Source organism: Adlercreutzia muris (assembly GCF_008831045.1).
Taxonomy (GTDB): domain Bacteria; phylum Actinomycetota; class Coriobacteriia; order Coriobacteriales; family Eggerthellaceae; genus Adlercreutzia; species Adlercreutzia muris.
The window spans coordinates 1-25,961 of sequence record NZ_WAJS01000015.1 but is presented as its reverse complement, the minus strand read 5'-3'; the positions used below and the strand labels follow the sequence as shown (position 1 = coordinate 25,961).

Genomic DNA, 25,961 nt, shown 5'->3' with positions numbered 1-25,961 from the left:
CTACCTATCGCTATCGGTTTCCCAAACGTTTCAGCGCATATTGTAGCAGCGCGCCCTCGCCAGCGCCCTCGGGAGCGCCCTTCAAGGCCACCTCGGCCTCGGCGGAGGTGAAGCCCATGGAGAGCAGCGCCTCGGTGGCGCCGGTCAGCGCCACGCTGGCCGCCGAGGCGACCCCGTCCGCGGCACCGCTGTCGAACAGCGTTTCCAAACCGCGCTCCAGCGTGCCCTTCAGCTCCAAAATGATGCGCTCGGCCGTCTTCTTGCCCACACCGGGAATGTGGGACACCCGCGCGATATCCTGGGCTGCGATGGCGTCGGCCAGCTCGCGGGGGGTGTAGGTGGAAAGGGCCGCCAGGGCCATCTTCGGCCCCACCTTCGACACGCCGATAAGCTTCTCGAACAGGGCCTTCTCCTCGTCGGAGAGGAACCCGTAGAGCCCCAGGCCGTTGTCGCTCACCGACAGGTAGGTGAGCACGCGCGCCGACTTGCCCACTTCCAGCTTGCCCAAATCTCCCTGGGGCATGGACACGGCATAGCCCACCCCGGCCACGTCGATGTAGGCCGTATTCGGCGGCAGCACCGCCGCCACTTCCCCGCTCAGAAACGCTATCATGCGAACCTCCCCGTCTCGTGGGTCGTATAGCAAATGGCCGCGGCCAGGGCGTCGGCCGCGTGGTCGGGCGCCGGATCGCGCTCGAGTTTCAGCAGGTGGCGTACCATGTATTGCACCTGCTCCTTCTCGGCCGTGCCCTCGCCCACCACGGCCAGCTTTATCTGGCTCGGCGAGTACTCGCCCACAGCAAGCCCCATCTCGGCGCAGGCCACCAGCGCCGCACCGCGGGCCTGGCCCGTGGCGAAGGCCGCCGTCACGTTGTTGCCGAACCACACCGTCTCGATGCCCACGCAGCTGGGCCGGAACCGCTCGATCACGGCTCCCACCTGATGGTGTATCTTCAGCAGCCGCTCGGCCAAGGGCGCATCGGCCGGCGTGGCCACGCACCCGTAGGCCACGCATCCCAGCCGCGAGCCGCACTGCTCCACCACGCCCCAGCCCGTATGGGCCAGGCCCGGGTCGATTCCCAGTATGATGCGCGCCGTGCCAGCCAACAGATAAGCCCCACTTTCCAAAATCGGTGGGGCTTATCATAGAACATATGTTTGCTGATTGCAAGCCGGCTATCTCTCAACGGATTGCGAGGAAGGTCCCGGCGAATCACAGGCAGGAAGCCCCGCATCCCGAAGTATCTCCTTCGCCAAGTACTCATCGCTTCGGCAATGAAGATCGGCAACACCCTCCTGGATCAACGGCATCAAAGGCGCGTTATAGAAGACGTCCATCGCCTCCTCGGGCGTCATCTGCCCGAGCCGGGCCATAGCATCAATAATGCGAGCGTACTTCATCTGCAATACGGTCTGCTTTCCTGCATTGCTCACGAGAGTTCCTCCGCCCCGCAAAATCTTAACGCGCGATCGATTGCCCGCTGAGTTCGGAAACATAGCTGGTCGTTGGGCTTCACGTAGGTCAATCGCCCCAACGCCTCGTCTTTGGTTATCTCGCCCGCGAAGTACAAATCGACCGTGGTGAACACACGGTCGTTGGCAATGCCGCCCATAACAACGTCCCAAGAGGTGTCGTCAGCGCCCCCGCGGCATGCCATGACGAAATCGAGCCATTGCTCATCGTAGGCCGAGAACTCGAGGACGGCCAGGGATGCAAGCGCATCTTCATCAAGGCCGTACTCCCCCACATAGGCCTTTCGGCCACGGCGAAGGAAGCGCTGGGCGTAGCTGACCGCCTGCTCCTTAATAGTCGTGACGTAGAAGCCACGCCCGAAATCGAGGTTATCGCGGGAATGCTCGGTGTCGGGACTGCTCACCACGCAGTCGGATGCATGGTAGACCCTCATGCGACCAGCTTCTTCTCACGCATATAACCGATGAGGTCTTCCATGAGGTAGTCTTTGCCGAAGGTGTGCAGCACATCGTAAGAGGCAACGATGTAATCCTGGAGAATACCGCTGCGTGCCAGCAGGTTGTAAATCTCGGTTTGGCTCCGCCCAAGTCGCTCGGACAAATTGCCGATGCAGTACGTTACGAATTCAACCTCTCGCTTCGACACGAAGACACCTCCTTCATCCTACCAGCAACCACGCTTTATTGTACCAAGGCGCCGGCCGGCCCCTCAAGCCCCAGCCCGTATGGGCCAGGCCCGGGTCGATTCCCAGTATGATGCGCGCCGTGCCAGCCAACAGATAAGCCCCACTTTCCAAAATCGGTGGGGCTTATCATAGAACATATGTTTGCTGATTGCAAGCCGGAATTCAGCCTATCGCACCTCTACACGTTGTACATGCCCGAGTTGGGATAGTTGGCCAGATTCGCAGGCGCGTCGATGGCGCCGAGGAACTTCCCGTCCTGGATGCACACCAGCGCATAGGGCGCCGAGGTGGTGTCATTGCAGATGCCCCACCACCCGTCGTGGAGGTAGCAGGCGCGGAAGTCCTCGGGGATGGTCAGCGCGGCATCGGCCATGGAGGCGTCGAAAACCACCTCTCCCGAAGCGCTCACGATAGCCGACCGGAGCGCCGCGTCGCCGCCGGATGCGCCGGCGGCATCCCCGCCAGCCGCAGCGGCGCCGTCCCCGCTCGTCGCAGCGGCCGCGCCGTCCCCGCTGGCCGCAGAACCGATCGGGCCCGCCGTGCGCACCCACAGCATGCCGTCGTTTGCATCGCTGAAGGCGTCCAGCCCCTCGCCCAGCGGCACGATCCACGCGCCGGCGCCCACCGAGTACAGGCCGGCCAGAGACTTGTTGGCGCCGCCATAGGGGTTCTGGCGCTCGGCGGACACCTGCACGATGCCACTGCCGCCGGGCTGGTCGTAGTCCAGCTCCCCGCCAATGATGTCGCCCTCGTTCACGCTGGCAGCGTCGAACAGCGGCTGGCCGTCGTAGCCGTAGACCTTCTGGTCGTCCGGGGCGTCCTTGCGGTAGTACCCGTAGCCGAGGGAGACGATCGGGGCGCCTGCCTCCTGACTCGAAGCGAGCACGTTGCCGCTCCCGTCCAGAAGGTACTCCTCGCCGTGGCCCGCGCGGGCCAGCAGCACCCCGTCGTGGAAGGCGTCGGCCGCGGGCCACCCCGAAAGCGGGCCCTCCGCCGCCTTCCCCAGCTCGAACGCAAGGCCGCCCTGCTCGTTAAGCACCAAGAACACGTTGCTCTGGCCGGCCTCCTGGGCGATCACCGTCAGAACGAGGCGACCGTCAGCATAGGAGGTCACGTCGCCCGACACGCTGGACTGCCCCGTGATGCCGGCTGCCGCCAGAACGGGATCGAGGTCCACCGCCGCCGCGCCGGTGCTGTCGAAGAGCGCGTAATGGGTCTGCTCGTCGTGCACGGCGTCCCACTCGGCGTCGTACTCGCTCGTCTCCCAGATGCCCAGCGAGAAGCCACCCGCGAAGGGCGTCTTAAGCACGGCATCGGAAACCGCCGGCACCGTGACGTTGCCGTACTCGTTCACCAGGGAGAAGCCGTCGCTAGCATGGGCGCCGAACCACACCGCGGGAAGCGCCGGCACCGCCGGCTCCGACGCGGCTGCGGGCTCGGCGTCGACAGCCCCCTTGGGCTCGGGATCGGCCGCCTCGGGCTCGGCGGCTGGCTCCTCGACCGGCGCGGACGCGGGCTCAGGCGCGGGTTCCGGTGCCGCGAAGGGGTTCGCCACGGCGATGCCCACCGCCGCCAGCGCCACCACCGCCGACGCGGCTATGCCCGCTACGAGCGCCCCGCGCTTCTTCTTGGGCGTCACCGCAGCCTCGGGCGCGCCGGCAGCAGGAACACCCTGGCCAGACGCGCTGCCGGCGGCCGTCGGAGCCTCCGGTGTTGCGGCGCCCCCGAAGGCAGCACCGCACTTCGTGCAGAACTTGGAACCATCCGGCATCTCATTGCCGCATTTGGTACAGAACATGTAGTATCTCCTTAGAACACTTCGATCTCGGAAATGGCGCAGTCCTCGTACTTCGAGCCGGGATACGCGCTCTCCACCGCTATCCGCAGTTCGCTGCCGGGATAGGTGCTGCCGAAGTCGATACGCTGGGAGGTCAGCCCGGCGTCCTCAAGGTCGAAGCGACCCACAAGCTCCCCATCGACGTACACGCCGACACGCGACGGGCGCGCGTTCATCTCGTAGTGGCGGTCGGACTTCTGATACCCGCTCCAAATGGTGAAGCCGCTGAACCCCTGCTCACCGCCACCCGAGAGGGAAATCCACTCGTTCAGACCCGACCCGGAAACGCCCTCGACCCAAGCGCTCTTCAAGTCGCCGTCGAGAACATTCGACGCATCGTAGCCGCTCGTGTTTACCTCGTCCACAGGCAGCGCGCTGCTCGCCTCGGCCGATGTGATGCCCTTGAAGGCCACGGGCTCGACGGCCTCCTCGGGAACCGCAGCCTCGGGCTGGGTCTCCGCCTCATCAGCCTGCCCGCCCTCGGAAGAGCCGCGCTCGGCCTCGGGAGAAGCGCCGCTCTGGCCCTTCGCCGACGTTTCGCCAGCTGCAGCCGTCGCGCCCCCATCCGCAACCTCGAAGGCAGCCGGGACGCCGCCGTAAATCAGCTGGGAGTCGGCCCGATCCTCCGCGAACGCGCGGAAGGGGTTCCAGAAGTACGGATCGAGGCAGGCGGACAGGATATTGTCGATCTGCGCGAAACGCGGCGCGTCGTAGTCCTCCTCCAGGGTGACGAACCGCTTGTAGGACAACGTGCACTCCCCCGACTTCGCAGCCCCGTCGCTTGCCGTGTCCCCGTATTGCGGCTGCCACTTCACCAAGCGGCCTCGGTCGTCGTACTCGAACGACGTGGAGGAGACGGTCGGAAAGCTCCAGCGCATGACGCCCGTGTTCGCCTCGACATCGCGGACCGCATCGGACAGCGCACCGGAGTCGGCATAGGACATCGTCTGCGCATAGGAGCCGTAGTGCCCCCAGCGGTACGACACCCGAACCGGCTCGCCGTCGCCATTGCGCTCCACGCCATAGGCCTTCGCTTCAAAGGAGCCGGCGTCAGGGCTCGATACCGACGATATACGCCCATCATCCCCGTAAGCGACGACCAGCACGGAATCATTGCCGCCCTCGTAGCGGTGGCTCCACGAGGCAAGGCGGCCGTCAGTGTCGTACGAGAAGACGAGCGTGCTCGCGCCTCCCTGGCCTACCACCGCCCGGCACGTCTCGGGCAGCCCGTTGGCGCCGTAGCCCACCGTGTACCTGTCGCCCATATCGGACGATGCCTGGGACAGGCGCCCCGCCTCGTCGTAGGAGACGTCCCAGTGGACGGCCGGCGAGCCGTTGGTCCCGCTGTCTTCCATGGCCACAAGGCGCCCTGCCTCGTCGTAGGAGTACTCGTAGCGCTCTTCCTGGTCGTACTGGTACGTGGAAAGGGCGATGAGCCTGCCGGCATCATCGAACTCGCCCTCGGCGCGCACTTCATAGCCCTCGATATCGCCCAGGTCGGGAACCGCTCGCGTAAACGAGCTGACAGCCCAATGCTCGTGCAGGGGCGTTGCGTCCAGGTTATCCAACCGCACGGCATCGTCGACGAGCAGCTCGGACAGGACGCCGTTACCTGACAAATCGAGCGCCGTCAGGGCGGTTCCCCGCACGTTGAGCGACGCCAGGCCGGTGCATGCACCCAAGGCGAGCTCGGTCAGGGGACTTCCCTCCAGGTCCAAGGTCTCCAGAGCGGGCGCTCGGGAAAGATCGATGCTCGCAATCTCGGCATTTGGCGCTGAGAAGACGCGCAGAGCGGGCTTTTCGCCCAAGATCACCTCGGCCAGCTGTACGCACCCCTCGGCTGAGAGCGACTCCAGGGCCGTGCAATCGGCGACGTCGACCGAGCGCAGGGCCTCGCCCGACAGCGCCAGGGCCTTCAGGTTGGGGAAGATGCCCAGCCCTGCCACGCTCGAGGCGCCGTCCACGGAGAACGACTCGACGGCCGCCGCCTCGTCGCGGGCCACCTTGCCGTCGCCATCGGGATCGACCTGGTCCAGGATCGCCTGCCTCAGGACCGGATCGGGAAAGCGGCTCTCGTCGATGTCGTAAGGAGCAAAGAAGACCGTCCAGATAGCGAAGGACGCGCCCACAACCGCGACCGTCGCCGCAGCGATGGCTGCGACCATCTTCACCTTGCGGGGAGACAGCCGCGCGCCGGAACTAAGCGCCGCAGCACCCGTCGGAGTCTTCGGGGTCACGGCGCCCCCGAAGGCAGCACCGCACTTCGTGCAGAACTTGGAGCCATCCGGCATCTCGTTGCCGCATTTGGCACAGAACACGGACACCTCCTTATGCCTTCGCCTGGCGGGAAATGAGCACACACACGATAGCGGCAAGGGAGGCCACGCCGCACACGATGGCGTTCGTTGCGCCGCCCGAGGCGGCCAGGCCCGCCGATTCCAAAACACCGTAGGAAATGAAGGCCCAGGCAAAGGCCTCAGCCGCCAGAAGCCCGGCGCCGATGCCCAGCACCAGGCCGTTGCGGCCGCGGGTTGCCAGAGCGCACACGGCACCGGCGACGACCACGAGGCAGGACGCAGCCCAGCGCACCATCGCCCCGAGCAGCGCCTCGGCCGGTTCACGCGACCCCTGGGGCTCGGCGAGGCTAATGGCCCGCGCGCGGCCCGACGCCGCGGCATCGGCGGCCTCCACCGCATCGGCTATCTGTGCCTCGGCGTCCAGATAGGTCGTCGCCGTGGCCGCCAGCTCGCCGAACTGGAACACCGAGTAACTCTCCTCGAACTCGGGCAGCGACACATCGGCGCCGGTAAGCCCTGCGAGAAGGTCGGCGCCGCCCGAGGCGTAGCCGCTCGCCGTCACCGCCGCGGAACTCGTGGTGAACCACGGCATAAGGGCGAATACCAGAGCGACGGCGGCCGCCACAACGGCGGCGATGCGCAAAGGAGGGAACGTGCCAGCAGCCGACGGGGCTTTGGGCGCCGCCGCAACCGGCCCCCTCGCGCCCGCAACGGGGGCAGAAGCCGGCGCCGCACCGAGCTGGGCGCCGCATTTGCCGCAGAAGGCGCTGCCGTCGGGCAGCTGGTTGCCGCACTGGGGACAGAACATGGCTACTCGCCTCCCTTCGGGGCGCTCTCGCCGCCGGGCGTCACGGTCACGTTGCCGTCGCCGGCTGCCTCCACCAGCTCGGACGCGCCCACTCCGGCGCCGGCGCTAACCGCGAGCGCTGCCACCTTGGCCCCGCAGCTCATGCAGAACATATCACCCGCGCCGAGCGGCGCCCCGCAGCTCGCGCACGCAGGTCCGGCCGCGTGCGCGGGAGTCGGCGCGGCGGGCGCCTGGGCCCGGGCTTTCTCGGCCGGGGTGCCGCAGCCGGCGCAGAACAGGTCGGCGCCGGTCATGTGCGCCCCGCACACCGCACAGGCAAAGCCCGTGGCGGCGGTCGCCGCAGCCGCGGCCTGCTCGTCGATGGCCGCAATCTGCCGCTGGCACTCCTCGCGCTCGGCGTCGATGCGGGCGATGCCGTCGTAGAGCGCCTCGCGACCGGCCGTGAGTGCCGCGTCGCCCCGCGTGGCCTCGTACAGGCTCGCCCCCAGCTGAGCCGCCAGGTTCTGTCGCTGGCGGTTCAGCTCGCCGATGCGAGCGTTCAGCTTGATCTTGTCAGCGCCGCGTCCCGCGGCCGCCGTCCCCCGGTTCACCGCCGAGGTCACGTTGTCCAGAAATCCCATGGTCATCCTTTCCTTACTCGATCCTTGCATCTATCTCACTGACATGCCAGGCATTCCCGCCAGGGGACACCGAATACCGCATAGAAGTAACGGTCCATCTTGCATTGCAGAAAACCCGCCGCATCGCCTCGGGCCAGGGTGCCGCGCCAAGAGGCATAGGATCGCGCTGCATCCCCATAGCTGATGCGTCCCTCGCCTATCATGCTCCGAAACTTCCGCAGTCGTCTTTTTTCGCGTTTGAGGCCCTCGGCGCACACTCGGCGGTGCACCCGTCCCCGCTCGTCCAGCTGGAACCGCGTCTTCAGAAACACGAATGGCGCTGTCGCGGGCACCATACGGAACTTGCGCGGGTTCACCGCAATACCCAGCGCCGCGCATTGCTTCTGGAACGCAATGGCGAACCGCTTCATCTCATCCCAGTCGGCGAACAGAGCGTAACCGTCGTCCATGTATCGGCCGTAACCGCGCACGCGCCACGTCTCCTTCACCCAATGGTCTATGCCGCTGGGGTAGAAAATAGCCCCGGTCTGGGAGGTTTGGTTGCCCAGGCCCAAGCCGCGTTCCTCGCTGCGCAGAAACAGCTCCACGAACCGCACCAGCGGCGGATAGCCCAACGCGCCGTCCATCATCGCCACCAGCTTGTTCACGTCTATGGACTCGAAGAACTTCGAGAAGTCGAACAGCAAAATACCCCCGACCGCGCCATGGCGACGGTAATGCTCCCGCAGGTGCCGTTCCAGCCTATCGAGCGAGAACGACGTCCCCTTCCCCTTCAGGCTCGCGCCGTTGTCGTAGATGAGCGTCCGGCGCACAAGCGGCACCAGCACCGTATCGCACAGCGCTCGCTGCACCACGCGGTCGCGGAAGGGCACTGCGCTGATCGAGCGCGTTTTGCCTCGCTCGCTCACCGTGAAGCGCTTGGCCTCGCCGGGCGCATAGGCGCCGGAAAGCCACATCTGGTGCAGGCGGGCGCACTGCAGCACGCGGTTCAGGCAGAATCCCTGCACATTGCGCTTCCAGGCAACCCCTCGCTGACAATGATGCGAGGCATCCACCAGCGAGCGCAGCGACAAGGCGGCGTCCAAGCCGCCCGCCGCCAAAATGGCATCGCGCCTCCGCGCTTCGCGCGACATCCGGCGCCGCCGGTAACGGCGCTCGCGGCGCTCCTCGCTTCTCAAAGCCATGCCTCCTCTCGATCTGACTGGCCGCCCGAAGGCGGCAGCGTTCTCATAGGGCCCCGCAGGCAGCCCTGGCACCGAAGGCCCTGCCGTATCAGGCCGCCCCTGGCAGCTGGGCATGAAAGGGCGCTCGGGCACGGCCGCGCCCCCATGCAAGCAGCGTTCGCCCACCGCCGTCGGGACCCATGGTTTATCCGCCGCAGCGGAAGGGATGCCTCCTCCTTCTGTCCGTTCATCCGTGTTCGCCGCAAGGCGGTTACTGAGCCGTCCATGAACAGAATCCGGGAACCACGCCATTGGAATTGCTGGCGTTGTCGTTGTTGTTCGGGTTGCCGTCGGAGTTCACGTTCTGGAAGTTGTCCGAGTTGTTCGGATTCGGAGAACGCTCCCACCAGTTGTTCGGCGATCAGGATGCACCCCGGAAAACCGGCCTGGGCCGGCATTTCCCAAAAATCAGGTATCGAAGAGCCCCAGCTGGGCCGACACGGCCGCCGCACTCTCCTTGGCGTAGTAGCCTCCGAAGCGCTTTTTATCGGAGGCCATCACGCCCTTCACGAGCTTGAACTCCCGATCGATGGACTCCACCCAGCGCAAGTAGCTCGCCTGCGAGATACACGCGCCGCCGCCGTCCTCGCGAGAGGGAAAGCGCTCGAACATCTCATCTACGTAGCTGGCGAGCACCTGAGCGTAGCAGTAGGCCTGGTTCAGGTGAAACCGCCGCAGGTCGGCATCTACCGCGCAGGTGACGTAGATGCTGTTGGCGGCCTTGGCGTGCTCGAGCACCCGAGCCGCCGCATCCACGGTGCGCTCAGTCAGCAGGAACATCCAGCGCTTCGGCAACTTCATAGCGCAGTCCAGGGTAAAACTGTACAGCCGCGCTGCGTTGTACACGTATTCGACGCTTGAAAGTTCGCGTTTCGATGGGGGTACGTTGCTCATCGCAAGCCCTTTCCGTCCCCCCCCCATGCCATATAGGCATGGGGGTTTAGATTGCAGGATGGTTTATAGACAGAAGCCGGGAACCACGCCACGGGAAGAGCTGGCGTAGCCGTAGTAGCCCGGGTAGCCGTCGGAGCCCACGTACCGGAAGCGGTCCGAGTAGAGCGGAATCGGAGAACGCACCCACCAGAAGATCGGCGAGTTCTGGTAGTTCTTCACGAGGATGTCGTTGGCATTAGAGGAATCGACAGCCGTGTCGCGAAAGAGCTGATACTCGAAGCCCTCGGCGTTGAGCACGGCGTTGTAAGAGGGATCGCTGTACCAGTCGATGCTCCCACACAGCTCCGCGGCCGAGAGCAGCCACAGCGAGTCGGAGGTGGTCGTCACCGCCGACACGTCCTGGGTCTCGCCCACGTTGTTGGTGAGCTTGTCCACGGGAGCAACGACCTTCTTTAAATCCTCGGGGAGCAGCGCCATGCCGTCGCCGTTCAGGTAGGCGCGCATCTGCGAGGCCTCCCAGCCGCCGGCGTTGGTGTCGGTCTGATTCATGGGGGCCTCGGCTATGGCATCGCCGAACATGAAGGTGATGCCGGCCTTGCCGCCGGCGGTCTTGTCGTCGTGGGCGAAGCCGACGATCTGGACGGGCACCGTCATGTTGTTGGTAAGCGTCACCAGCTTCACCTGGGTGCCGTCCAGCTTGCCCTCGGGCGTACACAGGTTGTACTTCTTCGCGACCTCGATGGCCGCTGCCTCGTCGCCGGCCGCGCCGATCTCATCGGAGATCTGCGCCAGCTCGTCCCACGTGTAGGCCTCCACCGCCGACTTCACCGTGGCGGCTTCGCCGCCCTGATCGCCCGCAGCGTCCTGGCCGTCGGCATCTGGCGCATCATTCGCGCTCTGGCTTGCCACCGGTACGTCCACGGCCTCCTTCGGCTGCACGCCCGCCAGCCCGAACCAGTTCGTCGCGAACCCAGCCACGAGCACCACTACGACCACGGCCGCAGCCGCAATGATGCCGACCTTCGCGCCGCCCTTCTTCGGACTCGGCACCCCGGGCACCCCCATGGGGGCGGGCTTCAGCCCGGCCGCCGCGGCACCGGGCGTCTCCGCGGCCGCCGCCGGGCCGCCCACCGGCGCCCCGCACTTCCCGCAGAAGGCCGACCCTTCCGCAACCTCGTTCCCGCACTTCGGACAAAACATACTTACCTACCTTTCTCATTACTCTTCTTTTTGGCAAAGTGATATATGGCTTTCTTCACAAGAAAGGAGCCTCCGCAAGCGACAGCGCTTATCTCCAACGTCAAGCTGAATACTTCTCCGCACAATGTTTTCGGATAAGGAACAAAAAACGCCACGAGCGCCAGCACACTAAACATCAGCCCCATGACACAGTCGATGTTTTGGCTAAAACCCCGCTCCTCCAAAGCCGAGCGGGCAAACAAAAGCACGAGTGCCGTAAGAAGGATGAGAACGGGTATCGCTGGCGATCTTACTTCAAGGAACGTCGATCCCGTGCACAAAAAGCACACTAGAAGTATTGCGAAGAAAACAATGACGTACGCGCCGTAGAGACACGTTCCGCCCATCCGTGTCGCGATCAAGCCAGTTTTTTGAAAGACACAAGTAACGCCAACGAACATGATGGCAGCTATCGTGGCCGCTCCAACAATGATAGCCACATCAACTAATCCGTTTAGAATATACTCAGCGATCGAATCCACCAGAAACCACCCTTCTGAGCGCGCAACGAGCCAAGGCGCCGAGAAACGTCTTGTGGCTACCCTCTATTCGGTTGTATCTCCGTGATTGCTGCGGAAACCTGCCCCGCGAAATTACTGCCCTAAAGCGCGGCGGCCTACGCCGATTTAACGGTGAGACCCCCCCCCAGGCATGTGTATGTGCGCTTGGTTAACAGCATGAGCGCAAGTGTATCACAAGTTGGCAACACCGCACGACGATTTCCGCTGACAGGAACGCAGAACGCGCATCGAGTGGCGAATGCCGCCAGCAAGCCGCAAGCCTTCTGAAGCTATTCGCCCTCCATGCCAAGAATCTTGCCGAATCCGATATCGACGAGAAAACCAACCACCTCGTCGGAATAAGCGATAGCCTCGCGAGCGTCCTCGGCGCTTATCTCGAAACCCGCAGGATAACGAGCCATGGTGACATAGGCTGACAGCTGCGCAGCATGATCAAGTATTTCCTCTGGAACTTCAATTTCCTTCGCCTGAGCCACAGCCTCGATAAGATCGTCAATCTGATGGGTGCGACCATAGCTTCCCAGAACCTCCAAGGCAACTGCTTTGGCATATTTCTCGGCACGTTGTTGCGCATGGAAAGACGCCTGGCCACCGAGATAATCAGGATCGGAGTTCATGAGAACGGAACAGGCGCGGGCATCACGTTCGGCAGCGGCTACGAGCTCTTACGCATTGCTAAGCTGCATAGATGGTCACGCCCTTAAGATACACTTCTTGCTCCACCGACCCCGCCATGGCTCTTCTCTGTCGGTAATCGCCGACGCTCGCTGCGATCACGTCGCGCTTGAGCCCTCGGCGTCGCGCCGGTGCGGCAGCTGCCGCCGCGCATGCCATGGTCGTATGGAGACGATCCCGTTCGTACCCATCGACGAGTACGAAAAGATCCAAGTCGCTGTCGGAAGAATAAGTGCCGTCGGCGCGAGAGCCGAAGAGAATAAGCTCGCGCACACCGGGCACGCGGCCCGCAATGGCCGAGGCCAACTCTTCTATCAGCCCATCGGAAATGCCCACCGGGTGAGCGGGCGTCCGTATTGCCGAGTTTTCCACCACGCCTCCTCTCGCGCTCCAAATGCTCACCGCCAGTGTAACACGAGAGCGGCCCGATGGCCCGAGCGGCCACCGCGGCGCAAGAAAACAATTTCCCAATCTGGAGCGTACTTACAGACGCAGGCCCATGCCGCCTTCCGGGGTGAGAGTCTCGCCGCTCATGAACTTGAAGTCGGGGTTCGCGAGCTGCACCACCAGCTAGCCGCGATCGTCTCCGTAACGCTCGCGCACGTAGCGCTCTAGAGCCTTGAAATCGCAGCAAACCGCGGCCATCTGCGCGTCCTCTCCAGACGTGGCGGTGCGGTACACGTGGAGCGCCTTGGATTTAATCCGTCGCGCATGCTTGTTGCAGTATGCTAGCTCTTCGATCAGCAGTCGCTTGCGCTTCGGATCTTCTGCCGAGAAGTCCTTAATCACCTGGAGACCCTTCGGGATGGGAAACATGAAGCTAAACCGCACGCACCCCACCAGCTTGCCTTTGGAATTCTTGATGATGAAGTTCGTCTTCTGCTGGCGCTTAAACGAAGATATGGGCGCGAAGTACTCATGGCCCGCAATTTCGAAGAGCACACCGCAGGCGAACTTGTCGTGCGTCTCGTATTTGATGTTCGGCACTTTCGGATCGACGGCCTGCAGCGCCTCGATGTAGTCCGGATCAACCGTATAGAAGTTCATCTCCTTCATGCCAGCCCCTTCCCCCTGTACCAAGCGAGCGGCCCGACCGAAGCCGAACCGCTCTGCTTACCAGCCGCTCTTATCGGTGGCGGAACACCTTGCATAAACCAGCCGCTCTTATCGGTGGCGGAACACCTTGAATAAACCAGCCGCTCTTATCGGTGGCGGAACACCTTGAATGACGCTAGTGTGCTGTAATACAAGCGAGAAATCAAGGGTGTTTCCGAAAACCGTCGCAGCATTCCACGGAAAGATGCTGCAAGGTTCTCCGCGGCGTACTTACAGGCGCAGGCCCATGCCGCCTTCCGGGGTGAGAGTCTCGCCGCTCATGAACTTGAAGTCGGGGTTGGCAAGCTGCACCACCACGCGCCCGATCTCGGTCTCCACGTTGCCGTAGTGGCCCATGGGAGGCATGTGCACGTTGGCCTCGAAGGCGTCGGGGTAGGCCTCCTGGAAGTTCTCCCAGCCCCCTTGCGGCGTTGCCAAGCTACCCGGCCCAGAAGTATCGCCGTGTCCTCACATTTCCATCAGTCTCCGCAAGCCCATCCGAAGCGAGGCCCTTCAGGTACTTCGCTGCAGTTTTCGACGTAATGTGCAACTCAGCGGCCACATCACCCGCCGAGAGCGCCCCTCTTTCTTCCAAGAGAGCAAGAACCGCAAGTCGCGTATTCTCTTTCAATGCACCGGAAGCCCGATCTCCCTCGGCCAAGCCCTTCTTCCGCGGAATCTGCGCTACGAAAACATCCCCCTCGCTCAACACGGGATCGGCCCCGAGAAGCGCTTTCGAGTACTTCTCCAGGTTCCTCAGTCCGCTTCCCAGTTCTTCGGCATAGCCGATTTGCGTAAAGAAGCTGGCAATGATGGGATTTTTCGGCATGGGGTTGAAGTCCGACAACGTCAAGCGCCCCTCGAAGAGGGCTCGACTCGCGTTCTCGGTCCGAAACCCCGACTCGTCAATAATGAGTTTTGCGGGAAAGGGGCTCGTGAACTCACGATGGATAAGCGTGTTGGACACCATTTCCCTCACTACGATATCGCGCACGCTCACCCTCCGGTCGCCTTCAAGATAGAACGGGTCGAGAAGATGCTTCGCGCAGAAATCGCGCAACGTTCCGTAGGCTGTCACAAGATTATCCCTCACGGTCTCCCGGTCATCATAGCGATCAGCCTGCCGCTCGCGAAACACCGCATCCGTCTTGTAAGCCGGGCAAGCCGCCAGTACCACTTCGCGGCGCCCGAGAAGCAGCGCCGCAGCTCGATTGAGGCCTTCGGCGCCCGTCTCGATATCCCTCGTGTAGAGCTGCGCACTTCGCAGCAGCTCCATGTCATCCATTTCGGCCCAGGGATGACCCGGTCTTCGAGATGAGGCAATCTGCCGGCACTTGTCGATAAGGCCAGGCTCCAAATCCTCGATGCGCAGATGAGGAAAGATGTGCTGCTCGGTAAAAATGGAGTACTTCCTCAGATAGAGGGATGCGATCTGAGTATCGGCCTTCAAGACAATATCCGCATCGGCAAGCCTATCGTATACGCGTCCTTTAAAGCGGTACACTCCCTGGGTAGGAGGCACCCAAACGCGCAAGACCCACTGTCCTCCGTACTCTATCTGCTCGAACTCCAAGCTAGGCGGCATGTTGAACAAGTCGGGGTTGCATGTGCAGTTGATGAGATTGCGCTCTATCTCAAGTAGATTTTGGTAGGGGATGCCTTGGATTTCCCCGCTATCCGTCACGCCCAGAAAGAGGCTGCCCCCGTTTCTGTTGGCAAAAGAGCAAATTGTTTCAAGGGAATCCCGCTCCGGCCTTGAGCCGCAACGCTTGAACTCGATTGTCGTAGATTCCCCTCGCCGTAGAATGTCCTCGAATACAGAATGCTCCACCACTCCCCCTTTCTTTTCATAGATACAAGATAAGGGAAGAAATAAGGGAATAAGGGAAGAAATAAGGGAATAAGGGAAGAAATAAGGGAAATTCTCCCGAAGAGTATCTGAACCTTCGAGACATCCGCACAACGGCGACGCGCCCCTCCCAAAGCCAACCGGCCCGGAAGGCGCTCGCACCTTCCGGGCCGGTTTGATGCTGCAGGTTTTCCGCGGCGCGCTTACGGACGCAGGCCCATGCCGCCTTCCAGGGTGAGGGTCTCGCCGCTCATGAACTTGAAGTCGGGGTTCGCGAGCTGCACCACCACGCGCCCGATCTCGGTCTCCACGTTGCCGTAGTGGCCCATGGGAGGCATGTGCACATTGGCCTCGAAGGCGTCGGGGTAGGCCTCCTGGAAGTTCTCCAGGGCGGCGGTCCAGGCCAGCGGGCACACCACGTTCACGTTGATGCCGTCGGGGCCCCACTCGGTGGCGGCCACGCGGGTAAGGCCGCGGATGCCCTCCTTGGCCGCCGCGTAGGCGCACTGGCCGAAGTTGCCGAACAGCCCCGCACCGCTGGCGAAGTTGATGACCGAGCCCTTCGTCTCTTTCAAGTGCGGGTAGCACGCCTGCATGTAGTAGAAGGTGGCGTACAGGCCCGAGTAGATGGCCAGATCGAACTGGTCGGTGGTGTGGTCGGCCAGGGTAACGCCGGAAGCGGAGGCCTGAGCGTTGTTCACCAGCACGTCGATGCGGCCGAACTTCTCGATGGCCAAATCCACCACATTCTGCACCACCGCTTTGTTGTCGGCGCCCGCGTTCACGTCGGCGGCCACGCAGAGCACCTGGATGCCGAACTCGGCCTCCAGCTTCTCCTTGGCCGTCTCCAGCTTCTGCACGTTGCGGCCGGTGATGACCAGGTTCGCGCCCTCCTTGGCATAGGCCGTGGCGATGCCGTAGCCGATGGAACCGGCGCTGCCGTCCTTCAGTGCCGCGAAGCCGGCGCCGGTGATGATGGCGGTCTTACCTTCGAGAAAACCCATGGAGCCTCCCTTGTCGAATGGCGGGGCACCGCGCTCGGCAGCATGTCTCCCGCGCGTTTACGTGCCTTTACCCTACCAGATTTCCCCGCCCCGATGTTTCCGGAATGTTGCACGGGGCGTCTGCGTCCCCGAAAGGCACCACGACGAGGGAGCTGCCCCTGACAGCCCCCCCCCCATGAGAAGAGGCGCCGCCACCGCCCGCATGACAAAAGGGGCGCCGAGCCTGAGTCCGGCGCCCCTTGCAGGTGCACGCTATGTGAGGCTGCGCGATTACTCGTCGAGCGCCTCGGCGATCTCGTCGGTGATGTCCATGGTGTGGTACACCGCCTGCAGATCCTCCAGTTCTTCTAGCTTGTCGATGAGGCGCATGACCTTCTTCGCGTCGGCCACGCTCACCTCGGTGGGAGTGCCGGCGATCATGGTCATCTCAGCACCCTTCACCTGGATGCCCTGGGCCTCCAGCTCCTTCACCACGGCCATGAGGTCGCTCGGCGCGGTGTAGACGATCCACTCCTCGTCGGCGTCCTCGTAGTCGTCGCCGCCGGCCTCGGCCACGGCCAGCATGAACTCCTCTTCGTCGGCCGCAGCGCCGTTGGGGCCCACCGGGTTCTTCTTGTCGCCGGTCTCCACTTCCTTGGACACGATGATCTGGCCCTTGCGGTCGAACTGGAACGCCACCGAACCCGAGGTGCCCAGGTTGCCCCCGGAATGGGAGAACGCCGCGCGCACGTCGGCAGCGGTGCGGTTGCGGTTGTCGGTCAGGGCCTCGCAGAGCACGGCCACGCCGGCCGGGCCGTAGCCCTCATAGACCACGGTCTCGTAGCTGGCGGCGTCCTTGCCGGAGCCGAAGGCCTTGTCGATAGCGGTCTTGATCTTGTCCTTGGGCATGGAATAGCCCTTGGCCTTCTCGATGGCAGCGGCCAGCGACGCGTTGTTGTCGGGGTTCGGGTCGCCACCCTCCTTGGCAGCCACGGTGATGTTGCGAGCCAGCTTGGAGAACAGAGCCGAGCGCTTAGCGTCCTGCGCGGCCTTGCGATGTTTGGTGGTTGCCCACTTAGAATGCCCTGACATGGATACGTCCCTTCAAAACACGAATACAACAGCGGTTCATGGTATCACAGCTCCTACCCCTCGTCCACCCGCTCCAGCAGCTCCTCGCGGGAGCTCACGCCGACCTTGCGGTAGATGGCCTTCACGTGGGTGCGCACCGTGCTCTCGGAGATGACGAGCGTTCCCGCAATGAACGCGATGCCGTGGCCGCGGCCCAGATACCCCAGAATCTCCCGCTCGCGCGGGGTGAGCGCCGCCCCATCGGCCAGCAGCGCGCAGCGGGCGGCCACGTCGCGCGCAGCCGGCACTGGCGCGGGCGGGCGGCCGGGCAGGTCGTCGGCTTCTCCCTCCCCCGCGTCATGCGAGGTCGCACCCCGCGATGCACGCCACAGCGCCGCCAGCGCATCGCCGATAAGCGCCACGAAGAACAGCGTGCTCACCACCAGAAGCGCCGGACCTCCGCCCTGCTCCTGGAAGGGAGGCAGCCACGCCGCCGCCACGCCGGCGATGGAGCACAGGGCGAAGCCGGCCACAGCCACGCCGTAGACGAAACCGCAGGGCAGCTCGCCCCCATGGGCAAGGGCCGCCAGGCTCGCCAGAGCCAGAATAGCGAGCATGCCAAAGAACACATAGGTCAGCCACGCCGCGAACCACAGAGGCGGCGTGCCCGCGGGAAAGCTGTTCAGAAAGACGAGCGCCAGCGCGAAGGTCGGCAGCGCGAGCCGGTAGATGACGGGCAGAAGCGGCCGCGACGAGCGCACGAAGCACAATGGCACCACCACCAGCGCCCCCAGCACGCAGCCGAGCACCTCCGTGTGCACCACGTCGAACAAGATGAACCTGCGCGCGCCCATGAGGAAGGCGAACACCATGAGCCCCGCAAAGGGCATGGCCAGAAGGCGGACCATGATGGCGAATCCACGGGCCAGGCTGCAGCCAGCCGCCTCCCCGACGGCCCCGCGGGACGCCCCCAATTCGCCTCGGCGCGCCTTCCAACAGGGCAGAAAGCAGCTGAGGGGCAGCAGCACACAGAACACGAGCAGACCCACGGCAAACGTCACCGAGGCTAGCAGCATCTCCAGAAGGGACGAAAGTCCCACCATAACCGCCACCCACAGAAGCGCCTGACGCAAATCGTACTGAGCCATGTAGGCGCCCCACGCCACGGCCAGCTCCACCGTGCCCGCGGCAAGGAGCGCACCAGCGGCCACGGCCAGGCCCGACGCCGCGAAACCGGGAACGGCAGCCGCCAGAATGAACAGCCCGTAGCCGGCAAGATAGCACGCCGCCCCCGCATACACCCACCGGCTTCCGAGCAGCCGCGCACGGCCGCCCTCTCGGGAGGAGAGCCATGCGGCCAGCATACCACCCGCGACAGAGCCGCCGAGCAGCGTGTTAGCGAAAGGGGCCATATAGGCGCCCGCATCGTAGACCCCCGCTTCGAAGAGCAGGTGGTTCGGCGCGTATATGGGCAGGGTGACCAAGAAGGCCGCCAGCATGAGCGTTTCCAATTTGAATGACGAGCTGAGATGCAACGGCACAACCCTCCCCGGTTCACGTCGCAGCAGATCGCTGCCTAGTATACCCAAAGTTTCCGATAGGGGACGTAACCGTTCCGCCATCTTTTCAAAATCAACTGTGACCTGGTGTTTAGTTGTATCTACCCCAATTCCGCGAGAGCCGCTTCCCCCCAAATACCCCGATTCAACGATTTCTCGCGCCCCCGACGCCATGCCACCATGGGGCCATCGCGGGGCAAGAGGCGCCGCGAGGCAACATCCCCGATACCTAAGGGAGGACAAGGGAAATGAGCAAGGAGAACCTGAAGGGCATGTCCCGTCGCTCGTTCATCGGCATGGGCGCCATGGCCGCCGCGGCGGCCGGCGTGGCGGGCCTGGCCGGCTGCGCGCCGACCGCCAACGGCAACGCGAGCGCAACCGACACCGCCGGCACTGACCCGGCAGCCCAGGGAGCCGGCGCGAGCGACGTGCACATCCATAACGTCACCGATACCAGCTGGATGACGCCCCCGGCCGAGGTGACCGAGTTCGCCACCGAAATCGACTGCGACGTTGTCGTCGCGGGCATGGGCTACGCCGGCATGTGCGCATGCCGCGAGCTGGCCGAGCAGGGCAAGAAGGTCGTCATGATCGAAAAGCAGCCCGAGGACACCTTCGCCGCCGTGGGCAACGAGTTCGCTTCGCTGAACGCAGCTATCTTGAAGGAGCGCGGCGTGCCGCACATCGATCCGGTGGAGTTCTACCAGAACTTCATGAAGATCACCTCGAATATGCCGAACCCGTCTTTGGTCATGAAGTTCGCCCAGAACTCCGAGGCCAACTCCAACTGGTACCTCGATCAGCTGACCGACGATGACTTCGCATCCATGACCACGGCGTTCTTCCCGCCCACCGAGCATCAGATGAGCGAGCTTTCCGGCATCAAGTTCTGGGCCAGCGTCTGCTCGTTCTACGGCCAGGAGTGTAACCAGACCAAGATCATCCTCTCCAACAAGGCCGTTGCCGAGGACAAAGGCGCCGAGTTCCACTTCGGCACTACCGCCGAGTACGTCATCATGGAGAACGGCGCGGTCGCGGGCCTCGTGGCGAAGGACGACAGCGGCTACATCAAGGTGAACAGCAAGGCCGTCGTCATCGCCTGCGGCGGCATGGGCGGCAATCCCGAGATGATGGCCTACTTCATGCCCGACATGGCCCAGGCCCTTGCCGGCAACGACGCGCTGACCTCCATGTCGGCCAATGACGGCCGCGGCGTGCAGATGGCCTACTGGGCCGGCGCGCACCTGGAGACGACCCCGGTGGCCGGCATGAACATGAAGGGCCTGGCTGTGCCCGGCAAGATGAACTGCCTGCCCCAGGCCGTATGGATCGATGAGTCTGGCAAGCGCTTCGCCAACGAGTACTATCCTACCAGCGAGCAGCGCGGCTACCAGACGGTGTTCATGAGCCGCAAGACCAAGTACGCCGTGGTGGACAACAGCTTCACCGACTACCGCCAGTACACCCTGCCCCAGCACGCCGGCTTCACTGCCAACGAGGAGAACATCTCCTCCCTGCGCGAGTCCCTGGACACCGCCTACGCCAAGTTCAAGGGCACCTACGAAGAGCCCGAGCAGACCGAGGAAGAAGGCCCGGGCGGCCACGGCCCCATGACCCAGGTGGAGTGGATCGCCGACGACACCCTCGAGGGCCTCGCCTCCCAGATGGGCCTTTCTGGCGACGCCGTCACCGAGTTCGTCGCTCAGATGGAGCGTTGGAACGGTTACTGCGACGCTGGCGTGGACGAGGAGTTTGGCCGCGCGAAGGAAGTGCTCTTCCCGGTGAAGGACGGCCCCTTCTACGCCTGCACCTTCGACCTGGTGCTCGGCGAGACCATGGTCACCATGGGCGGCATCATCACCGACGGCGAGCAGAACGCGCTGGACGCCAACTATGAGCCCATCCCCGGCCTGTATGTGTCGGGCAACGACTGCGGCCGCCGCTTCGGCACCGAATACGTGACCCCCATTCCCGGCTGCTCGCTCGCTTTCGCGCTGGTGCTCGGCCGCGAGTGCGGCAAGTCCGTGGCGAAGTTCCTCGGCTAGTAATGCCAGCAGGTCGGAGCGCCGCCGACATCGGCCGCGCTCCGACCCATCTGAAACGCCATTCCCGCTGCGGGGCCTTCTCCCTCCCGGCTGCCGCAGATCATCAATAAAGCCCCCGGCCGCTCCCTCCCCGGCCGGGGGCTTTCGCTTTTGTGAAAAGAATGTCCGGCTCCCGGCCGGACATCGTCGCCTTCGTTGCATGCGGCGAATCTGGTGCTCCTACTCCTCCCGGAGCCACAGGCCCGTCTTGCCGCCGTCCTTCTTCAGCAGGCGTACCTCGCTGATCTCCATGCCGCGGTCCACCGCCTTGCACATGTCGTAGATGGTCAGACACGCCACGGAAGCCGCCGTGAGCGCCTCCATCTCGATGCCGGTCTTACCGGTCACGCCGCAGGTGCACGTCACATGGATGCCCACCCGACCGTCGGCGCGCTCGCCGTCGGTCGCCGGCGCACACTCCACCTTCGCCTTGGTGATGTTCAGCGGATGGCACATGGGAATAAGCTCGCTCGTCTTCTTCGCGGCCATGACGCCGGCCACGCGCGCGCAGGCGAGTACATCGCCTTTGGCCGCCTTGCCCTCCACGATGAGCGCCAGCGTCTCCGGCTTCATGGAGATGAAGCCCTCGGCCACGGCCACGCGCTCGGTGTCGGCCTTTTGCGACACGTCCACCATACGCACGTCGCCGTTCTCGTCGATATGGGTCAGCTCGCTCATTTATCCTCCTATTTGACTCATCTTGCGGTCAGTGCCCACCTTGTCGTGGTGCTCGTCAGGCTTGGCGCCCAGGGCGCGCAGAAGCACGGCGCGCACGGCCCCGTCGTCGCCGGCCCGCAGGGCGGCCCGCACATCGTACTCCGTATCGGAGAACAGGCAGGGGCGCACCTTGCCATCGGCAGTCACCCGCAGGCGGTTGCACTCGCTGCAGAAGTGGCGCGACAGCGGGCTGATGAACCCCACGCTGCCTCGGGCTCCGGGAAACTCGAAGTAGCGGGCCGGCCCCCAGCCAAGGGGCTTGGCGGCCCCGGCGGCCCGCAGCGAGGGCAGCCCCGCCGCCACGGCCCGGCGGTTGATGGTCTGGAACAGCTCCTCGGAGGGAATGACGTCGCCCTTCCCCCACCCGGTCCCGGCATCCTCGCTCGTGTCTCCCACGGGCATGTACTCGATGAAGCGCACATGGAGGGGCCGGTCGATGGACAGCTTGGCGAAGGCGAGGAAGTCCTGTTCGAGGCTGCGCACGGCCACGGCGTTCACCTTCACGGGGTTGAGCCCGGCCGCGAGCGCGGCATCGATGCCGGCGAGCGTATCCTCAAGCCGTCCCACCCGAGTGATGGTGCGGAACTGGTCGGGATCCAGCGTGTCCAGGGAGATGTTCACCCGCGACAGGCCCGCGGCCCGCAAATCGTCGATCATGGCCGGTAGGAGCACCCCGTTAGTGGTCATAGACACGTTCTCGATTCCGGGGATATCGGTGATGGCGTCCACCAGATCGACCACGCCCTTGCGTACGAGCGGCTCGCCGCCCGTGAGGCGCACGCTCTTGATGCCGAGGCCGGCGGCCACCCGCACCAAGCGCTCGATCTCCTCGATACGCAGGATCTCGTCGTGGCCCATGGAGCACACGCCGTCGGCAGGCATGCAGTACACGCAGCGGAAATTGCACCGATCCGTCAGCGAGATGCGCAGATAATCGATCACGCGCCCATGCGAATCTTTCAAGGCTCCCCCTTGCTTCGTCTCTCGGAAGCCATTATACACAAGCGCGAATAAACCGCCAAGCGCCGACGGGCCGCGCCGCTACTCCCCCGCCGTCGCCTCGTCCACGAGGCGGATCAGCTCCTGATGGGAGTGCACCCCCAGCTTCCCGTAGATGTTGCGGGTGTGGGTGCGCACCGTGTTCCAGGAGATGGAGAGCTTGCTGGCGGTAGTGGAGGAGTTGTAGCCCATGGCCAGGCAGCGCAGCACATCGGTCTCGCGCGGCGAGAGTTGGTAGGCTGTCGCCAGCTGGTCGATGGCCACGCCGAAACGCCCCTTGCGCACCGGCTCGCCTTCCGCAGAGCCGTCGGCCTCCTCGCCTGCGGCCAGATCCTGCCGCAGCAGGTCGCCGAGCGAGGGCGCACCCTCCTCTATGGGGGCGAACAGCCGATCGAACTCGCGCTCCGAGAAGATGATGAAGGCGCAGGCAAGCACCACGAGCGCCATGGCCATGTAGGCGAACGACTCGCCGATAGCCCCGAACAGGGAGCCGAGCGCCTGCACGCCGAAGAGCCACCCTAGGCCGCTGCCGAGCAGATAGGCCCCGTAGCCGTAGCCGAACACGATCACTGCGGAGATGCGCCGCTGATACACGATGAAGGCGAGCGTGCACCACAAAAACAGCTCGAATACCACGCTCGCCAACGAAACCACCTGGGCGAGCACCGTGTGCAGCACCGACATGAGCGGCAGGCAGGCCACGAGCGCCACCGAGGCCACCATCACGATGGAATAGGCCTTGCCGAAGTTGAGCTTATCGCCTTCGGTGCCGACGGCCACGCATGCCAGGGCCGCAGCCAAGAGCATCCGCACCACCATGACGAGGCGCGATCCGTCCAGCGTGGTGCCGATGGGAGACACGGCCACCACCGATGCGTACACCGACGACACGATGCACGAGAACACGAACACCACGGCCAGAAGCTTCCAGAACGACCGCGGAAGCGCAGACCGCGTGACGACGCGGCCGCTTGCGGGAACAGTCTCATCGCTGTAGCGGGAGAGCGAGGCCATGCAGCCTGCCAATAAGGGCAGCCCCACAAAGGCCACGATGCCGGCCAAGGCCGGGCCTCCCGACACCGGTCCCCAGGAAGGCGACCCCACGACGATGAAAAATGCACAGGCCACAAGCACCTGGGAGAAGGCGACGTAGGCGATCACCTGACGCGGCGGCAACGCGCCGTAGAGCTGGGCGCAGCGCAAAGCGATGATGCCCAGACCCGCACCGAGGCAGAAGCCTCCCACGCGGAAGAGCGCGTAGACGACCTCCACCGGGAGGTACGCCGTCAGGTAGTAGGGGCCGATGGCGATGACGAGGGCGTTGCCCGCAGCAGCTAGCGCACCGGCGGCAATCGCCGTCCGCGGGCGCCGGAGCGTCTCCCTCACCCGGGGAGCGGCGAACGTGGCAGCCAGAAGAACCGCTCCCGCCGCCAGCGAGGCGTAGATATACAGCGTGGACAGGTTACCACCATTCATCTCGGTATCCGAAAGCCATGCCGTCCCCGAGCTGGCGATGTGGATGGACGCGAGCCATGCGCCCAACGACAGGTACGGCAGCGCCGGCCACGCCTTCACGAGCCTCGCCAGAAACGTCCGCGTCGCGGTCATATTCCTCCCCCTTAGCAGGGAGGCGCCCCGCCCATGGCGGAGCGCCTCCCGTTACCGTCTTCCAGCTACGATACTACTTCCAGCTCATCGGAGAAGGCGGCCGCGGAGCGGGCAGTTGCAGCAGCCTCGTGCCCGTCGGCCAGCGCACGACCCGCGCGGGTGAGCCCGTAGGCGACGAACACGATGGAGTACACCGCCACCGATGCGGAGGAGGCCGCGCCTCCGTGCAGGGCGGAGGGCAGAAGCATCAGCAGCAGATGCACGTACACGAGCGCGAAGAAGGGATAGGCCAGTTTCTGCACCCGCTTCCAGGTATCGGTGCGCATGCGCTTCTTCACGAAGGCGAACGACGTCACGCCGAGCACCACGAGCAGCACGAGCAGGACCACGGCCAGGGCGAAGGAGGCCACCACGTTGCTGCTCACCGCGCCGGCGTCGAGAAGGCGCGGCAGATAGTTCTCCAGGTACACCGCCATGTGCCCGAGCGAGAGGAACCACGCCACGATGGACAGCTCGCTGCGCACCGGCTTGAGCCACTTATAGGCGCGCCCTTCCCGGGACAGGCAGCCGATGAACATGACCACCGTGAACAGCGCGAGCGCCAGCTCGCACTTCTGCACGAGCACGAACAGCGGGCTCCACACCGCGCGCGGCAGCCCGAAGAACACGCCGTACACGTACAGCACGTCCACGGCGATAGCCGCCAGGTAGAAGGCGAGCGGGCACGCCTTCAGGGGGTTGCGCAGCGCGAAGCACGCGGCGACAGTCGCGGCCAGGATGATAGCGAAATCCATGGGAGCCTCCTACTCCTCGTCTTCCAGACGCTGCTCCAGTTCCACGGCGATGCTCTTGAGAAGCTCCGCGTCCTCCAGGAAGAAGCCCTTGCTGATCTTGAGGACGCCGCGGTAGAAGCGCGTCTCCAGAAGCAGCAGCGCCAGCTCCTGGAACGTGTCGAACCAGGACAGGATGTGATCGTGCAGAAACGCCGCCGACACGTTCACCTGCTCGAGCGCTCCGGCGTCGTCGCCGGCTTCGATGGCGGCCGCGATGCGATCGGAGAGCACCACCATGAACTCGCACATGAACGAGAGGTGATCGTGGGGGAAATCGTAGCCCTCGGCCTTCGCCACGTGGTTCTGCTTATAGAGCTGGAACACCTCGTGGTAGGCGTCCTGGAACATGAGACCTTCCTCGCTCGTGTGCACGGACTCGTAGGGCACGGCGTAGCGGCCCTTCCACGACTGCGTGCCCGCGAAGGCGCTCGTGAAGTCCACCGCGAGCTCCTGGCGCGTGCCGGAATGGCGGCGGCGCAGGTAGCGCGAGATGTCGTTGGCCCCCTCGGCGAACAGCTCGTTCATGTCGGCGTACTCCGACATATCCAAATTCGCGATGTTCTCGATCTGCTCAGCCGTGAGCGGACGGAAGTAGATGGCGGCCAAGAGGTCGTAGAACGCCGCACGGCCCTTGAGAGCCTCGATCATGGCCTCATTCACCTGCGCGGTCGTTTCCAGAGCCTCCCCTTCGGCCCTCTGGCCAGTCTGCTCCATAAGCACCCTCTCTCTCAGTTCGATGTTCCATTCATTGTAGGGCAAGAACCGCATCCTCGAAAACCACGCCCTCGTCTTCCGCGCGGAAGGACGCCGTTCTTGCGCTGCAATGGGCGGCGGCAGGACGCCGCCGGCAATCCCAAACCGCTTTCCGGCCGCCCAGGGTGGGAGGGAGG

At 64.3% G+C, this 25,961-nt stretch carries 26 protein-coding genes and 1 pseudogene; 1 reads left to right on the top strand and 26 read right to left on the bottom strand.

What is annotated here, in order from left to right:
• Positions 1-10: 10 nt before the first annotated feature.
• The 21 genes and pseudogenes from ruvA to F8D48_RS05835 form a co-directional block, all read right to left on the bottom strand.
• Entirely contained in the window at positions 11-613 is a 603-nt protein-coding gene (gene ruvA / locus F8D48_RS05940; RefSeq protein ID WP_135971571.1) for a Holliday junction branch migration protein RuvA, read from the bottom strand.
• Positions 610-1,107 carry a crossover junction endodeoxyribonuclease RuvC gene (gene ruvC / locus F8D48_RS05935; RefSeq protein ID WP_135971572.1) on the bottom strand — a complete coding sequence of 166 codons (498 nt, stop codon included), beginning with the start codon at positions 1,105-1,107 and terminating at the stop codon, positions 610-612. Before ruvC ends, ruvA begins: the two co-directional genes overlap by 4 nt.
• Positions 1,108-1,176: 69 nt before the next feature.
• Positions 1,177-1,434: a hypothetical protein gene (locus F8D48_RS05930; protein ID WP_028027337.1), complete on the bottom strand. Its 258-nt coding sequence runs from the start codon at positions 1,432-1,434 to the stop codon at positions 1,177-1,179.
• On the bottom strand, positions 1,431-1,907 hold the full coding sequence (locus tag F8D48_RS05925) for a DUF3990 domain-containing protein (RefSeq protein ID WP_135971573.1): 477 nt from the start codon (positions 1,905-1,907) through the stop codon (positions 1,431-1,433). Before F8D48_RS05925 ends, F8D48_RS05930 begins: the two co-directional genes overlap by 4 nt.
• On the bottom strand, positions 1,904-2,119 hold the full coding sequence (locus F8D48_RS05920) for a DUF3791 domain-containing protein (protein WP_028027339.1): 216 nt from the start codon (positions 2,117-2,119) through the stop codon (positions 1,904-1,906). The genes F8D48_RS05925 and F8D48_RS05920 overlap by 4 nt, the downstream gene beginning before the upstream one ends.
• Positions 2,120-2,337: 218 nt before the next feature.
• On the bottom strand, positions 2,338-3,957 hold the full coding sequence (locus tag F8D48_RS05915; RefSeq protein ID WP_135971290.1) for a zinc ribbon domain-containing protein: 1,620 nt from the start codon (positions 3,955-3,957) through the stop codon (positions 2,338-2,340).
• A gap of 11 nt (positions 3,958-3,968) precedes the next feature.
• Positions 3,969-6,314 (bottom strand): NADase-type glycan-binding domain-containing protein, encoded by a 2,346-nt coding sequence (locus F8D48_RS05910; protein WP_170272754.1) that lies wholly within the window; start codon positions 6,312-6,314, stop codon positions 3,969-3,971.
• Positions 6,315-6,324: 10 nt separating this feature from the next.
• Positions 6,325-7,101: a zinc ribbon domain-containing protein gene (locus tag F8D48_RS05905; RefSeq protein WP_135971292.1), complete on the bottom strand. Its 777-nt coding sequence runs from the start codon at positions 7,099-7,101 to the stop codon at positions 6,325-6,327.
• Positions 7,102-7,103: 2 nt separating this feature from the next.
• Positions 7,104-7,721, bottom strand: coding sequence for a zinc-ribbon domain-containing protein (locus tag F8D48_RS05900; protein WP_202095911.1), 618 nt, complete (start codon positions 7,719-7,721; stop codon positions 7,104-7,106).
• 35 nt (positions 7,722-7,756) lie between these two features.
• Positions 7,757-8,905, bottom strand: coding sequence for a reverse transcriptase domain-containing protein (locus F8D48_RS05895; protein WP_160325226.1), 1,149 nt, complete (start codon positions 8,903-8,905; stop codon positions 7,757-7,759).
• 447 nt (positions 8,906-9,352) lie between these two features.
• Positions 9,353-9,838 (bottom strand): hypothetical protein, encoded by a 486-nt coding sequence (locus F8D48_RS05890; protein ID WP_135971294.1) that lies wholly within the window; start codon positions 9,836-9,838, stop codon positions 9,353-9,355.
• A gap of 63 nt (positions 9,839-9,901) precedes the next feature.
• Complete coding sequence (locus F8D48_RS05885) at positions 9,902-11,038, bottom strand: DUF6273 domain-containing protein (RefSeq protein WP_151430422.1); 1,137 nt, start codon at positions 11,036-11,038, stop codon at positions 9,902-9,904.
• Positions 11,039-11,040: 2 nt separating this feature from the next.
• Positions 11,041-11,559: a hypothetical protein gene (locus F8D48_RS05880; protein ID WP_135971296.1), complete on the bottom strand. Its 519-nt coding sequence runs from the start codon at positions 11,557-11,559 to the stop codon at positions 11,041-11,043.
• 308 nt (positions 11,560-11,867) lie between these two features.
• Positions 11,868-12,242: pseudogene (locus tag F8D48_RS05875) on the bottom strand (HEPN domain-containing protein); the annotation flags it as partial.
• Positions 12,243-12,273: 31 nt separating this feature from the next.
• A complete protein-coding gene (locus F8D48_RS05870) occupies positions 12,274-12,645 on the bottom strand; it encodes a nucleotidyltransferase domain-containing protein (RefSeq protein WP_035022613.1) in 372 nt (123 codons plus the stop codon).
• A gap of 198 nt (positions 12,646-12,843) precedes the next feature.
• Complete coding sequence (locus F8D48_RS05860) at positions 12,844-13,329, bottom strand: type III toxin-antitoxin system ToxN/AbiQ family toxin (RefSeq protein WP_028027347.1); 486 nt, start codon at positions 13,327-13,329, stop codon at positions 12,844-12,846.
• 270 nt (positions 13,330-13,599) lie between these two features.
• A complete protein-coding gene (locus tag F8D48_RS05855) occupies positions 13,600-13,806 on the bottom strand; it encodes a Rossmann-fold NAD(P)-binding domain-containing protein (protein WP_201757803.1) in 207 nt (68 codons plus the stop codon).
• Between the two features lies 1 nt (position 13,807).
• Entirely contained in the window at positions 13,808-15,199 is a 1,392-nt protein-coding gene (locus F8D48_RS05850; protein ID WP_160325228.1) for an RNA-binding domain-containing protein, read from the bottom strand.
• 221 nt (positions 15,200-15,420) lie between these two features.
• On the bottom strand, positions 15,421-16,221 hold the full coding sequence (locus F8D48_RS05845; protein WP_151430418.1) for an SDR family NAD(P)-dependent oxidoreductase: 801 nt from the start codon (positions 16,219-16,221) through the stop codon (positions 15,421-15,423).
• A 270-nt stretch (positions 16,222-16,491) separates the two neighbouring features.
• The gene (locus F8D48_RS05840; protein ID WP_028027350.1) at positions 16,492-17,292 is read right to left on the bottom strand and encodes a YebC/PmpR family DNA-binding transcriptional regulator; all 801 of its coding nucleotides are present in this window, start codon (positions 17,290-17,292) and stop codon (positions 16,492-16,494) included.
• Between the two features lie 53 nt (positions 17,293-17,345).
• On the bottom strand, positions 17,346-18,812 hold the full coding sequence (locus F8D48_RS05835; RefSeq protein ID WP_170272752.1) for a helix-turn-helix transcriptional regulator: 1,467 nt from the start codon (positions 18,810-18,812) through the stop codon (positions 17,346-17,348).
• Positions 18,813-19,078: 266 nt separating this feature from the next.
• On the opposite strand from F8D48_RS05835, the gene F8D48_RS05830 reads away from it, so the two are divergent.
• Positions 19,079-20,875, top strand: a complete 1,797-nt coding sequence (locus F8D48_RS05830; RefSeq protein ID WP_205717340.1) for an FAD-dependent oxidoreductase — start codon at positions 19,079-19,081, stop codon at positions 20,873-20,875.
• 219 nt (positions 20,876-21,094) lie between these two features.
• On the opposite strand, the gene moaC is transcribed toward F8D48_RS05830, so the two are convergent.
• The 5 genes from moaC to F8D48_RS05805 form a co-directional block, all read right to left on the bottom strand.
• Entirely contained in the window at positions 21,095-21,592 is a 498-nt protein-coding gene (gene moaC, locus F8D48_RS05825; protein ID WP_135971337.1) for a cyclic pyranopterin monophosphate synthase MoaC, read from the bottom strand.
• A complete protein-coding gene (gene moaA, locus F8D48_RS05820) occupies positions 21,593-22,594 on the bottom strand; it encodes a GTP 3',8-cyclase MoaA (protein WP_135971338.1) in 1,002 nt (333 codons plus the stop codon).
• Between the two features lie 78 nt (positions 22,595-22,672).
• Positions 22,673-24,238: a helix-turn-helix transcriptional regulator gene (locus F8D48_RS05815; RefSeq protein WP_151430416.1), complete on the bottom strand. Its 1,566-nt coding sequence runs from the start codon at positions 24,236-24,238 to the stop codon at positions 22,673-22,675.
• Positions 24,239-24,303: 65 nt separating this feature from the next.
• Positions 24,304-25,032, bottom strand: a complete 729-nt coding sequence (locus F8D48_RS05810) for a ferric reductase-like transmembrane domain-containing protein (RefSeq protein WP_135971340.1) — start codon at positions 25,030-25,032, stop codon at positions 24,304-24,306.
• Between the two features lie 9 nt (positions 25,033-25,041).
• Complete coding sequence (locus F8D48_RS05805) at positions 25,042-25,785, bottom strand: TorD/DmsD family molecular chaperone (protein ID WP_135971341.1); 744 nt, start codon at positions 25,783-25,785, stop codon at positions 25,042-25,044.
• Between the last annotated feature and the right edge of the window lie 176 nt (positions 25,786-25,961).